At 61.0% G+C, this 12,524-nt stretch carries 10 protein-coding genes; 5 read left to right on the top strand and 5 right to left on the bottom strand.

The features are described 5' to 3' along the window. Positions 1-20 precede the first annotated feature (20 nt). The 4 genes from acnD to PSH90_RS08960 form a co-directional block, all read right to left on the bottom strand. Positions 21-2,615, bottom strand: coding sequence for a Fe/S-dependent 2-methylisocitrate dehydratase AcnD (gene acnD, locus PSH90_RS08975; RefSeq protein WP_305382536.1), 2,595 nt, complete (start codon positions 2,613-2,615; stop codon positions 21-23). 198 nt (positions 2,616-2,813) lie between these two features. Continuing rightward, entirely contained in the window at positions 2,814-3,941 is a 1,128-nt protein-coding gene (gene prpC / locus PSH90_RS08970; protein WP_076566881.1) for a 2-methylcitrate synthase, read from the bottom strand. Positions 3,942-4,077: 136 nt separating this feature from the next. Next, positions 4,078-4,971 carry a methylisocitrate lyase gene (prpB, locus tag PSH90_RS08965; RefSeq protein WP_150635869.1) on the bottom strand — a complete coding sequence of 298 codons (894 nt, stop codon included), beginning with the start codon at positions 4,969-4,971 and terminating at the stop codon, positions 4,078-4,080. Continuing rightward, a complete protein-coding gene (locus PSH90_RS08960) occupies positions 4,968-5,690 on the bottom strand; it encodes a GntR family transcriptional regulator (RefSeq protein WP_177180867.1) in 723 nt (240 codons plus the stop codon). The genes prpB and PSH90_RS08960 overlap by 4 nt, the downstream gene beginning before the upstream one ends. A gap of 404 nt (positions 5,691-6,094) precedes the next feature. On the opposite strand from PSH90_RS08960, the gene PSH90_RS08955 reads away from it, so the two are divergent. The 4 genes from PSH90_RS08955 (at position 6,095) to pabB (ending at position 10,805) form a co-directional block, all read left to right on the top strand. Then, a complete protein-coding gene (locus PSH90_RS08955; protein ID WP_016773819.1) occupies positions 6,095-6,631 on the top strand; it encodes an ATP-dependent zinc protease in 537 nt (178 codons plus the stop codon). A gap of 5 nt (positions 6,632-6,636) precedes the next feature. Then, entirely contained in the window at positions 6,637-8,172 is a 1,536-nt protein-coding gene (locus tag PSH90_RS08950; protein ID WP_024012295.1) for an inactive transglutaminase family protein, read from the top strand. Further along, a complete protein-coding gene (locus PSH90_RS08945; protein WP_056784132.1) occupies positions 8,172-9,158 on the top strand; it encodes an alpha-L-glutamate ligase-like protein in 987 nt (328 codons plus the stop codon). The genes PSH90_RS08950 and PSH90_RS08945 overlap by 1 nt, the downstream gene beginning before the upstream one ends. 303 nt (positions 9,159-9,461) lie before the next feature. After that, positions 9,462-10,805, top strand: a complete 1,344-nt coding sequence (pabB, locus tag PSH90_RS08940; protein WP_305382535.1) for an aminodeoxychorismate synthase component I — start codon at positions 9,462-9,464, stop codon at positions 10,803-10,805. A gap of 94 nt (positions 10,806-10,899) precedes the next feature. On the opposite strand, the gene thrH is transcribed toward pabB, so the two are convergent. Beyond that, positions 10,900-11,517, bottom strand: a complete 618-nt coding sequence (gene thrH / locus PSH90_RS08935) for a bifunctional phosphoserine phosphatase/homoserine phosphotransferase ThrH (protein ID WP_305382533.1) — start codon at positions 11,515-11,517, stop codon at positions 10,900-10,902. A gap of 165 nt (positions 11,518-11,682) precedes the next feature. On the opposite strand from thrH, the gene PSH90_RS08930 reads away from it, so the two are divergent. Next, complete coding sequence (locus PSH90_RS08930; RefSeq protein WP_243241704.1) at positions 11,683-12,423, top strand: phosphoadenylyl-sulfate reductase; 741 nt, start codon at positions 11,683-11,685, stop codon at positions 12,421-12,423. The last annotated feature ends 101 nt before the right edge of the window (positions 12,424-12,524 follow it).

The following is a 12,524-nucleotide window of genomic DNA, read 5'->3' as shown; positions in this document are numbered from 1 at the left end:
TCCCATGCCCACAAGTTGATTTAGACGGCTACCGCCGAGCCTTCGAGGAAGTCCTGCGCGAAGCGCTGCAACACGCCGCCGGCCTCGTAGATCGACACTTCTTCAGCGGTATCGAGACGGCAGGTCACCGGCACTTCGACACGCTCGCCATTCTTGCGATGAATCACCAGAGTCAGGTCCGCGCGCGGCTTGCGTTCGCCGATCACGTCATAGGTTTCGCTGCCATCAATGGCCAGGGTGTGGCGGTTGGTGCCAGGTTTGAATTCCAGCGGCAACACGCCCATGCCCACCAGGTTGGTGCGGTGAATGCGTTCGAAACCTTCAGCGGCAATCGCCTCGACGCCGGCCAGGCGCACGCCTTTCGCCGCCCAGTCGCGGGACGAACCCTGGCCGTAGTCAGCGCCAGCGATGATGATCAGCGGCTGCTTGCGCTGCATGTAGGTTTCGATGGCTTCCCACATGCGCATGACCTGGCCTTCCGGCTCGACACGCGCCAGCGAACCCTGCTTGACCTTGCCGTTTTCCACGACCATTTCGTTGAACAGCTTCGGATTGGCGAACGTCGCGCGCTGTGCCGTCAGGTGGTCGCCACGGTGGGTGGCGTAGGAGTTGAAGTCCTCTTCCGGCAGGCCCATTTTTGCCAGGTATTCGCCGGCGGCGCTGTCGAGCATGATCGCGTTCGACGGCGACAGGTGGTCGGTGGTGATGTTGTCCGGCAGCACCGCCAATGGGCGCATGGCCTTGAGCGGACGGGCGCCGGCCAGTGCGCCTTCCCAGTACGGCGGACGGCGGATGTAGGTGCTCATCTCGCGCCAGTCGTACAGCGGCGCGACTTTCGGCCCGGTGTCTTCATGCACGGCGAACATCGGAATATAGACCTGACGGAACTGCTCAGGCTTGACCGAAGACTTCACCACCGCATCGATTTCTTCGTCGCTCGGCCAGATGTCTTTCAGGCGAATTTCCCGACCATCGACCACGCCCAGCACATCCTTCTCGATATCGAAACGGATGGTCCCGGCGATCGCGTAGGCAACCACCAGCGGCGGCGAAGCAAGGAATGCCTGTTTGGCGTACGGGTGAATGCGGCCGTCGAAGTTGCGGTTGCCGGAAAGCACGGCGGTTGCGTACAGATCGCGGTCGATGATCTCTTGCTGGATCAGCGGATCGAGCGCGCCGGACATGCCATTGCAAGTGGTGCAGGCAAACGCGACGACGCCGAAGCCGAGCTGTTCAAGTTCAGTGGTCAGCCCCGCTTCATCGAGGTACAGCGCCACGGTTTTCGAGCCCGGCGCCAGCGAGGATTTGACCCATGGCTTGCGGGTCAGGCCGAGCTTGTTGGCATTGCGCGCCAACAGGCCGGCGGCGATGACGTTGCGCGGGTTGCTGGTGTTGGTGCAACTGGTGATCGCGGCGATGATCACCGCGCCGTCGGGCATTTGCCCCGGCACGTCATCCCACTGGCCGGAGATGCCTTTGGCCGCCAGATCGGACACCGCGACGCGGGCGTGCGGGTTGCTCGGGCCGGCCATGTTGCGCACCACCGAGGACAAATCGAAGGTCAGGCCGCGCTCGTATTGCGCACCTTTGAGGCTGTCAGCCCACAGGCCGGTGAGTTTGGCGTACTGCTCGACCAATTGAACCTGCTGGTCTTCACGACCGGTCAGTTTCAGGTAATCGATGGTCTGCTGGTCGATGTAGAACATCGCCGCCGTGGCGCCGTATTCCGGGGCCATGTTGGAAATGGTCGCGCGGTCGCCGAGGGTCAGCGCTGCTGCACCTTCACCGAAGAATTCCAGCCACGCGCCGACGACTTTCTGTTTACGCAGGTACTCGGTCAAAGCCAGGACCATGTCGGTGGCGGTGATGCCCGGTTGCAACTTGCCGGTCAGTTCGACGCCAACGCTTTCCGGCAGGCGCATCCACGACGCGCGACCGAGCATCACGCTCTCGGCTTCGAGGCCGCCGACGCCGATGGCAATCACACCCAGCGCATCGACGTGCGGCGTGTGGCTGTCGGTGCCGACGCAAGTGTCGGGGAACGCCACGCCTTCGCGCACCTGAATCACCGGGGACATTTTCTCCAGGTTGATCTGGTGCATGATGCCGTTGCCCGGCGGGATCACATCGACGTTCTTGAAGGCCTTTTTGGTCCAGTTGATGAAGTGGAAACGGTCTTCGTTGCGGCGATCTTCGATGGCGCGGTTCTTCTCGAAGGCCTGGGCATCGAAACCGCCCGCCTCGACGGCCAGCGAGTGGTCGACGATCAATTGCGTCGGCACCACCGGGTTGACCTGCGCCGGGTCACCACCCTGCAAAGCGATGGCGTCACGCAGACCGGCGAGGTCGACCAGCGCGGTCTGGCCGAGGATGTCATGGCAGACCACCCGCGCCGGGAACCACGGGAAATCGAGGTCGCGCTTGCGTTCGATCAGTTGCTTGAGCGAGTCGGTGAGCGTGGCCGGGTCGCAGCGACGCACAAGGTTTTCCGCCAGCACGCGGGAGGTGTACGGCAGGGTGTCGTAGCTGCCAGGCGCAATCGCCTCGACCGCCGCGCGGGTGTCGAAGTAATCCAGCGGCGTGCCGGGCAGGTTCTTGCGGAATTCTGTGTTCATCGGGTCAGGACTCGGGTCACGGTAATTTCAAAGGGTGAGGCCAGACACCTGAGTTGCACACCGTCCACTGTGGGAGCGAGCCTGCTCGCGAAAGCGATAGATCAGTCGACATCCTTGTTGGATGCCAGTCCGTCTTCGCGAGCAGGCTCGCTCCCACAGGGTCTAGCGGGGTTCTCTGGTTCCGGGTCAGCTCACCATTCAGCGACGTTCGATTGGCACGAACTTGCGCTGTTCGACGCCGGTGTACTCGGCGCTCGGGCGGATGATGCGGTTGTTGGCGCGTTGTTCGAACACGTGCGCGGCCCAGCCGGTCAGGCGCGAGCAGACGAAGATCGGCGTGAACAGCTTGGTCGGGATGCCCATGAAGTGGTAAGCCGAGGCGTGATAGAAGTCGGCATTCGGGAACAGTTTCTTCTGCTCCCACATGGTCTTGTCGATGGCTTCAGAGACGGGGAACAACACCTTGTCGCCGACCTCGTCCGCGAGTTTTTTCGCCCAGCCCTTGATCACCTCGTTGCGCGGGTCGCTGTCCTTATAGATCGCGTGGCCGAAGCCCATGATCTTGTCCTTGCGCTCGAGCATGCCGAGGGTGCCTTTGATCGCCTCTTCCGGCGACGAGAAGCGCTCGATCATTTCCATCGCCGCTTCGTTGGCGCCGCCGTGCAACGGGCCACGCAGCGAACCGATCGCCGCCGTCACGCACGAGTACAGATCCGACAAAGTCGAAGCGCAAACCCGCGCGGTGAAGGTCGAGGCATTGAATTCGTGTTCGGCGTAAAGGATCAGCGACACGTTCATGACTTTGACGTGCAGTTCGCTCGGTTTCTTGCCGTGCAGCAAATGCAGGAAGTGGCCGCCAATGGTCGGCTCGTCGCTGACGCAGTCGATGCGCTTGCCGTCGTGGCTGAAGCGATACCAGTAGCACATGATCGCCGGGAACGCGGCGAGCAGACGGTCGGTCTTGTCGCGCTGTTCGGAGAAGTCTTTCTCCGGTTCGATGTTGCCGAGGAACGAGCAACCGGTGCGCATGACGTCCATCGGATGCGCGTCGGCGGGAATTCGTTCGAGCACTTCTTTCAAAGCTTGCGGCAGGTCGCGCAGCTTGCTCAGTTTGGTCTGATAGTCGGCCAGTTGCGCTTTGGTCGGCAGTTCGCCGTACAGCAGCAGATACGCGACTTCTTCAAATTGCGCGTCGGCGGCCAGTTCACGCACGTCGTAGCCGCGATAGGTCAGCCCGGCTCCGGCCTGGCCCACGGTGGACAGTGCGGTTTGCCCGGCAACCTGGCCACGGAGCCCGGCGCCACTGAGTACTTTTGCTTCGGCCATTGTGTTCTCCAATCTTCTTGAATTTGTATGGGGAAACTTGTGGGAGCGAGCCTGCTCGCGAAAGCGTCGTGTCAGTCACTTTGACATTGCCTGATCCACCGCTTTCGCGAGCAGGCTCGCTCCCACAGGGTTTTGTTCAGCCTTTCTTCTGTGCAAACAACGCATCGAGCTTCTGCTCGAACGTGTGGTAATCGATACGATCGTAGAGCTCCATGCGAGTCTGCATGGTGTCGATGACATTCTGTTGCGTGCCATCGCGGCGGATCGCCGTGTAGACATTTTCCGCCGCCTTGTTCATCGCGCGGAATGCCGACAGCGGATACAGCACCAGAGAAACGTCGGCGCCGGCCAGTTGTTCGGTGGTGTACAGCGGCGTTGCGCCGAACTCGGTGATATTGGCCAGGATCGGCGCTTTCACGCGGTTGGCGAACAGCTTGTACATCTCCAGTTCAGTAATCGCTTCCGGGAAGATCATGTCAGCGCCGGCCTCGATGCACGCCGCCGCACGATCGAGTGCCGACTCCAGACCTTCCACCGCCAGTGCGTCGGTACGCGCCATGATCACGAAGCTGTCATCGGTACGGGCATCGACGGCGGCTTTGATGCGATCGACCATTTCCTGCTGGCTGACGATTTCTTTATTGGGGCGATGGCCGCAGCGCTTGGCGCCAACCTGATCCTCAATGTGAATCGCCGCCGCGCCGAACTTGATCATCGACTTGACCGTACGCGCGACGTTGAACGCCGACGAGCCGAAACCGGTGTCGACATCCACCAGCAGCGGCAGGTCGCAGACATCGGTGATGCGGCGCACGTCGGTCAGCACGTCGTCCAATCCAGTGATGCCCAGGTCCGGCACGCCCAGAGAACCTGCGGCTACACCGCCACCGGACAGGTAGATCGCCTTGAAACCGGCGCGTTTGGCCAGCAGCGCGTGGTTGGCGTTGATCGCGCCGACCACTTGCAAAGGATGCTCGCTGGCGACCGCATCGCGGAAGCGCTGGCCCGGCGTGTTCAGGTTGGAAGTCATGCATCACCTCGTTCAGTGGCTGTCTTGTTGTGGGCGCCGTCCTCGTAGTGACGGGCGATGTTGCGTTTCGAGGCGCCGATGTGGCGGCGCATCAACAATTCCGCGAGTTCGCCGTCACGGTCGGCGATGGCATCGAGAATGCGGTGGTGTTCGGCGAAGGCCTGGTGCGGGCGATTCGGCGTGGTGGAAAACTGGATGCGGTACATGCGCACCAATTGATACAGCTCGCCGCAGAGCATCTGCGTCAGCGTGCGATTGCCGCTGCCCTGGATGATCCGGTAATGAAAGTCGAAATCGCCTTCCTGCTGGTAGTAACCGACGCCGGCCTGAAACGCCGCATCGCGCTCGTGGGTTTCCAGGACCCGGCGCAGTTCGTCGATTTCCTCGACGCTCATGCGCTCGGCGGCGAGGCGGCAGGCCATGCCTTCAAGGGATTCACGGATTTCATAGAGTTCGATCAATTCGGCATGGCTGAGCGAGACCACCCGCGCACCGACGTGCGGCACGCGCACCAGCAAGCGCTGGCCTTCCAGACGATGGATCGCCTCACGCAGCGGCCCCCGGCTGATGCCATAGGTGCGCGCCAGCTCCGGCTCGGAGATCTTGCTGCCCGGGGCGATTTCGCCTTTGACGATTGCGGCCTGGATACGCCGGAAGACGTTTTCCGACAGCGTCTCGGAATCGTCGCCACTGATGACCGGGGGATCGAGTTGATCCAGCATGATTGTCGACACCTTTAAATCCAATGCGGCAAAAACTAGCCAATCTGGCCCGATGAGTCAAAGGATAAATAGGTATTGTCGACAATCGTCTAATAACCGCTGCCAATCGATCATCTATTACTGTGGGAGCGAGCCTGCTCGCGAAGGCGGCAGGTCAGTCGGCTTCTGCATCGAATGACACAGCGCATTCGCGAGCAGGCTCGCTCCCACAAGGGTGGCACCCCTTGCAGGTTTTGGGTCGGCGCAAGCGCTGGCGCCATAAAACCACCGTGCTAGAATGCCGCCCGCATTTGCGGGTCTTTTGTACGGCTTGCCATAAAAAGCTGCCAGGCACACGCGGGGGCTTGCGCACGGTTGTGCGGGCACCTGAACCGATAACGGAACGCTGCGCACCAGGATTTATGAGACTCAAGCCTTTCCCCACCTTTTTTGCTCTGTTTTGCCTGCCCGGCCTCGCCGCCGCGGGGGAAAAAACCGTGTACGGCCTCAACGAATACGCTTCGCTTGACGGCATCAATCTCGAAGTTGCGGCCAAACTCGACACCGGGGCGAAAACCGCCTCGCTGAGTGCCCGCGACATCAAACGCTTCAAACGCAACGGTGAATCCTGGGTACGTTTCTACCTGGCGATCGACACCGCGCATTCGCACCCCATCGAACGGCCGCTGGCGCGGGTCAGCAAGATCAAGCGCCGCGCCGGCGACTACGATCCGGAAGAAGGCAAGCAGTACACCGCCCGTCCGGTGATCGAGCTGGATATCTGCATGGGTTCGGCAATGCGCAGCATCGAAGTGAACCTCACCGACCGAAGTGCGTTCCAATACCCGCTTTTGATCGGCTCCGAGGCGCTGAAACGCTTCGACGCGCTGGTCGACCCCAGTCTTAAATACGCTGCCGGCAAACCTGCCTGCACCATCGCCGCTCACACCGCCGAGTAATTTCCATGCGTTCTCTAACCTTCCACCTGAAAATCCTGATCGCCGTGCTGGTGCTGCTGGGCGTTTCGGTTACGGCCTATCAGATTTTCGTGCTCGGCATCCCGGTGACCGAAGACGCCACCGACGACCTGTGGAACATCGACGCCAAGGTCGAGTTCGTCGCCAGCACCAAGGATCCGGTGAAGATCCAGATGTTCGTGCCGCCGTTGAGCCGCGATTACGTGAGCCTCAACGAAAGCTTCATCTCCAATAACTACGGCGTCGCGGTCAACCGCATCGACGGCAACCGCAAGGTGACCTGGTCGGCCCGTCGCGCCAAGGGCAACCAGACGCTGTATTACCGTTTGGTGCTGACAAAGCGCTACACCGCGGAAAAATCCAAGGTCAAAGGCCCGACCTTCCGTGACAGCATGGTCATCGAAGGCCCGGAAAAAATCGCCGCCGAAGCCCTGCTCGCGCCGATCCGCCAACATTCGGCCGACGTCGAAACCTTTATTGGCGAGGCGATCAAGCGCGTCAACAACGTCAACGACGACAACGTCAAATTGCTGCTGGCCGGCGATCCGTCGACTTCGCACAAAGCCAAGATCGTCGAACTGCTGCTGTCGATTGCCCACGTTCCGGTAGAAAAAGTCCACACCATCCGCCTCGTCGCCGATCAGCCTCAGACTCCCGAACTGTGGCTGCGCAGCTTCAACGGCAACGACTGGCTGTACTTCAACCCGGAAACCGGTGAGCAAGGCCTGCCGACCGATCGCCTGCTGTGGTGGACCGGCGACGAAAACCTGATCACCGTCGACGGTGGCAAGAAAGCCAACGTGACCTTCAGCTTGAACAACAGCGAGATGAACGCGATTCGTCTGGCCAAGCTGACCGACGAAAACACTGACGCCAACTTCCTCGATTACTCGCTGTACGGCTTGCCGCTGCAGACCCAGCAGACCTTCATGATCATGGTGATGATCCCGATCGGTGTGCTGGTGATCCTGATCCTGCGCAACCTGGTCGGCCTGCAGACCCTCGGCACATTCACCCCGGTGCTGATCGCCCTCGCCTTCCGCGAAACGCAGCTGGGCTTCGGCATCCTGCTGTTCACAGTGATCACGGCGCTGGGCCTGTCATTGCGCTCGTATCTCGAACATCTGAAGCTGCAAATGCTGCCGCGCCTGTCGGTGGTGCTGACGTTCGTGGTGGTGTTGATTGCGGCGATCAGTCTGTTCAGCCACAAGCTGGGGCTTGAGCGTGGCTTGTCGGTGGCGCTGTTCCCGATGGTGATTCTGACCATGACCATCGAACGTCTGTCGATCACCTGGGAAGAACGCGGCGCCAACCATGCGCTGAAAGTCGCCATCGGCACGCTGTTCGCCGCCTCCCTGGCGCACCTGATCATGACCGTGCCGGAGCTGGTGTACTTCGTATTTACCTTCCCGGCGATCCTGCTGATTCTGGTCGGTTTCATGCTGGCGATGGGTCGCTATCGCGGCTACCGCCTGACCGAACTGGTACGTTTCAAGGCCTTCCTGAAGAAGGCTGACGCCTGATGTTCGGTTTCTGGAAGACCTGGAAGGCCCTCGAGGCGCGCGGCATCATGGGCATCAACCGCCGAAACGCGGACTACGTGCTCAAGTACAACAAGCGCAGCCTGTACCCGATCGTCGATGACAAGATCCTCACCAAGGAACGCGCCATCGCCGCCGGCATTCATGTGCCGGAGCTGTACGGGGTGATCTCCACCGAGAAGGAAATCGACAAGCTCGACGAGATCATCGGCGGGCGCAGCGACTTCGTGATCAAACCGGCGCAGGGCGCGGGTGGCGACGGCATCATCGTCATCGCCGACCGCTTCGAAGGCCGTTATCGCACGGTGTCGGGCAAGATCCTCGCCCACGAGGAGCTGGAACATCACATCTCCAGCATCCTCACCGGCCTGTACTCGCTGGGCGGCCACCGCGACCGCGCGCTGATCGAATACCGTGTGACCCCGGACCAGATCTTCAAAAGCATCAGCTACGAAGGCGTGCCGGACATCCGCATCATCGTGCTGATGGGTTACCCGGTCATGGCGATGTTGCGTCTGCCGACCCGCCAGTCCGGCGGCAAGGCCAACCTGCACCAGGGCGCCATTGGCGTCGGCGTCGATCTGGCCACCGGCCTTACTCTGCGCGGCACCTGGCTGAACAACATCATCACCAAACACCCCGACACCACCAACGCGGTGGATGGCGTGCAACTGCCCTACTGGGACGGTTTCATGAAACTCGCCGCCGGCTGCTATGAGCTGTGCGGGCTGGGTTATATCGGCGTGGACATGGTGCTTGATCAGGAAAAAGGCCCGCTGATCCTCGAGCTGAATGCGCGGCCGGGGCTGAACATTCAGATCGCCAACGATTGCGGCCTGACCTTGCGTACCCACGCGGTTGAAGCGCGGCTGGAAGAGCTGAAGGCGCGGGGCGTGACGGAGTCGGTTGAAGAGCGGGTGGCGTTTACCCAGGAGATGTTTGGGCATATTCCAGCTGTCGAAGGCTAAAAGCTCAAGAGCCCCTCACCCTAACCCTCTCCCAAAGGGAGAGGGGACTGACCGAGGTGGATGTTGGAGGTACGCCGACCTGAACGTCTTGAGTCGAACTCAAGCTTTGAAAAGCATGAAGATCGGCTCCCTCCCCCAAGATATCGAGCCGAACCCAAGTTTTGAAAAGCCCCCGATCTGCTCCCTTTCCCCCTCGCCCCCTTGGGTGAGAGGGTTGGGGTGAGGGGGAGGCTTTTGACTTTGATCTGGCAGCGCAGAGGACTACAATCCCCACCCCGCCTCAACGGCCGATCTGCCCCGCCCATGCTGACCTGCTCCGTACACCCACTGCCCTACCGCGCCAATCCGGCCGACTATTTCGCGGCCATTCGCAACGCACCCGGCGCCGTGCTGCTCGACAGCGGCCGGCCGAGCGCTGAACGCGGCCGTTATGACTTGCTCAGCGCCTGGCCGCTGGAACAACTGGCGGTGTTGCCGGACGAAAGCGGTGCGCATTTCCTCCAGCGCCTGCGTGACCACCTCAGCCGCTTGGGCGAAGCGCAGTTGCCTGCCGGGTATGAATTACCATTCGCCGGCGGACTGATCGGTTATTTGAGCTACGACTTCGGCCGGCATCTGGAAAACCTGCCGAGTCAGGCACTGGATGACATGCAACTGCCCGATGCGCGTTTTGGCCTGTACGACTGGGCGCTGATCAGCGATCACCACGCGCAAACCAGCCAACTGGTCTTTCATCCTTCGCTTGTCGACAGTGAACGGCAGCGATTGGTCGCGCTGTTCACCCTGCCTCAAGTTGACGCGCTGGTGCCCTTCAGACTGAACGCCCCGATGGCCGGTGACCTCTCGGCCGACGATTACCGTCAGGCGTTCGAGCGCATTCAGGAGTACATCCAGGCCGGCGACTGCTATCAGGTCAACTTTGCGCAACGCTTCCGTGCCGAATGTCTGGGCGATCCATGGCTGGCCTATTGCGCATTGCGCCAGGCCTGCCCGACGCCGTTCTCCGGTTTCCAGAGCCTGCCCGACGGCGGCGCGGTGCTGAGCCTTTCACCGGAACGCTTCGTCAGAGTCAGCCAGCGTCAGGTCGAAACCCGTCCGATCAAGGGCACCCGCCCTCGCGGCCTGACTCCAGCCGAAGACGCCGCCAACGCCGCCGAACTGCTGGCCAGCCCCAAGGATCGCGCGGAAAACCTGATGATCGTCGACCTGCTGCGCAACGACCTCGGGCGCACTTGCCGCATCGGCTCGGTGCGGGTGCCGGAGTTGTTCAGTCTGGAGAGCTATCCGAATGTGCATCATCTGGTCAGCAGCGTGACCGGTGAACTGGCGGCGGATCGTGATGCGCTGGACCTGATCGCCGGCAGCTTCCCCGGCGGCTCGATCACCGGCGCACCGAAGATTCGGGCGATGCAGATCATCGACGAGCTGGAGCCAACCCGGCGCGGTCTGTATTGCGGCTCGTTGCTGTATCTGGACGTGCGCGGCGAGATGGACAGCTCCATCGCTATTCGCAGTCTGTTGGTCAAGGATGGCCAGGTGTGCTGCTGGGGCGGCGGCGGGATCGTCGCCGATTCGGACTGGCAGGCGGAGTATCAGGAGTCGATGACCAAAGTGCGGATCCTGCTCGATACCCTGCAAAACCTCTAAAAACTTAAAAGCTTCGCGAGCAGGCTCGCTCCCACAGGGAAATGTATTCCAAATGTGGGAGCGAGCCTGCTCGCGAAGACGTCCTTCCAGACAACTACAAACTCAACTCTCTATTAGAGGCCTTGAGAAATTCCTGCTTCAGCTCTTCAAACGTATGCACCGCCGGGAACTGCGGAAACTCGCGAATCACGTTGTCCGGCGCATGAAACAGAATCCCCGCGTCCGCCTCGCCGAGCATGGTCGTGTCGTTGTATGAATCCCCCGCCGCGATCACCCGGTAGTACAGGCTCTTGAACGCCAGCACCGACTGGCGCTTGGGATCTTTCTGACGCAGTTGATAGCTGGTCACCCGCCCGCTGTCGTCAGTGATCAAGCGATGGCAAAACAAGGTCGGGAAGCCCAGTTGGCGCATCAGTGGCTGTGAAAACTCATAAAAGGTGTCCGAGAGAATCACCACCTGGAAACGCTCGCGCAGCCAGTTGACGAACTCCACCGCGCCGTCCAGCGGTTTCAGTGTCGCGATCACTTCCTGAATGTCCGCAAGCTTGAGGCCGTGCTCGTCGAGGATGCGCAAACGCTGCTTCATCAATACGTCGTAATCGGGAATGTCCCGGGTGGTGGCCTTGAGGGCGTCGATTCCGGTTTTTTCGGCGAAGGCGATCCAGATTTCCGGTACCAGTACCCCTTCAAGATCCAGGCAAGCAATTTCCACAAGACACTCCCGTTTATAGTGATTATTTGAGTCAAGCGAGGCCGAACTCTAGCGTCTGCACCCGAGGCGCGCAACGCAGAGGACGCCCCGGCCGCGGCAGCTTTTTGTTACCATCGGCTCCCTATAGAGCGCCCGAGCGCCACTGACCTGTAGGAAGCCGACCTGATGAGCCCAACGTTCGACGTCGTGGAACTCGCCACGACCTATGCCAACAAATCCGCCCAGGACATCCTCAAGCTCGCATTCGCCGAATTCGGAGATGACTTGTGGATATCTTTCAGCGGCGCCGAGGACGTGGTGTTGGTGGACATGGCGTGGAAGCTGAACAAGAACGTCAAAGTCTTCAGCCTCGACACCGGCCGCCTGCATCCGGAGACCTACCGCTTCATCGAGCAGGTGCGCGAGCATTACAAGATCGATATTGAAATCGTCTCGCCGGACTACACGAAACTCGAACCGTTCGTGAAGGAAAAAGGCCTGTTCAGTTTCTACAAGGACGGCCACGGCGAATGCTGCGGCATCCGCAAGATCGAGCCGCTGCGCCGTAAGCTGTCCGACGTCAAAGCCTGGGCCACCGGCCAGCGCCGCGATCAGAGCCCGGGCACCCGCAGCGCCGTGGCGGTGCTGGAAATCGACACAGCCTTCTCGACACCGGAACGCACCCTGTACAAGTTCAACCCGCTGGCGCAGATGACCAGCGAGGAGATCTGGGGTTACATCCGCATGCTCGAACTGCCCTACAACAGCCTGCACGAGCGCGGCTTCATCAGCATCGGCTGCGAACCCTGCACCCGCCCGGTGCTGCCGAACCAGCACGAGCGTGAAGGCCGCTGGTGGTGGGAAGAAGCCACGCAGAAAGAATGCGGACTGCACGCGGGGAATATCATCAGCAAGAGCAAGGCTTGATCATTTGCTGAAATGAGTTCCCCTGTGGGAGCGAGCCTGCTCGCGAAAGCGCCGTTCCAGTCAACGTTTCAGTTGCCTGATACACCGCATTCGCGAGCAGG

This window comes from Pseudomonas sp. FP1762, from assembly GCF_030687105.1.
Taxonomy (GTDB): Bacteria; Pseudomonadota; Gammaproteobacteria; order Pseudomonadales; family Pseudomonadaceae; genus Aquipseudomonas; species Aquipseudomonas siliginis.
Note: the sequence above shows the minus strand (reverse complement) of the source record. Positions and strands in the feature narration are given on the sequence as shown.

What these genes read in the sequence shown, in the direction of transcription:
- acnD (WP_305382536.1), bottom strand. Translation starts at nt 2,615, where the DNA reads ATGAACACAGAATTCCGCAAGAACCTGCCCGGCACGCCGCTGGATTAC.
- prpC (WP_076566881.1), bottom strand. Translation starts at nt 3,941, where the DNA reads ATGGCCGAAGCAAAAGTACTCAGTGGCGCCGGGCTCCGTGGCCAGGTT.
- prpB (WP_150635869.1), bottom strand. Translation starts at nt 4,971, where the DNA reads ATGACTTCCAACCTGAACACGCCGGGCCAGCGCTTCCGCGATGCGGTC.
- PSH90_RS08955 (WP_016773819.1), top strand. Translation starts at nt 6,095, where the DNA reads ATGAGACTCAAGCCTTTCCCCACCTTTTTTGCTCTGTTTTGCCTGCCC.
- PSH90_RS08950 (WP_024012295.1), top strand. Translation starts at nt 6,637, where the DNA reads ATGCGTTCTCTAACCTTCCACCTGAAAATCCTGATCGCCGTGCTGGTG.
- PSH90_RS08945 (WP_056784132.1), top strand. Translation starts at nt 8,172, where the DNA reads ATGTTCGGTTTCTGGAAGACCTGGAAGGCCCTCGAGGCGCGCGGCATC.
- pabB (WP_305382535.1), top strand. Translation starts at nt 9,462, where the DNA reads ATGCTGACCTGCTCCGTACACCCACTGCCCTACCGCGCCAATCCGGCC.
- PSH90_RS08930 (WP_243241704.1), top strand. Translation starts at nt 11,683, where the DNA reads ATGAGCCCAACGTTCGACGTCGTGGAACTCGCCACGACCTATGCCAAC.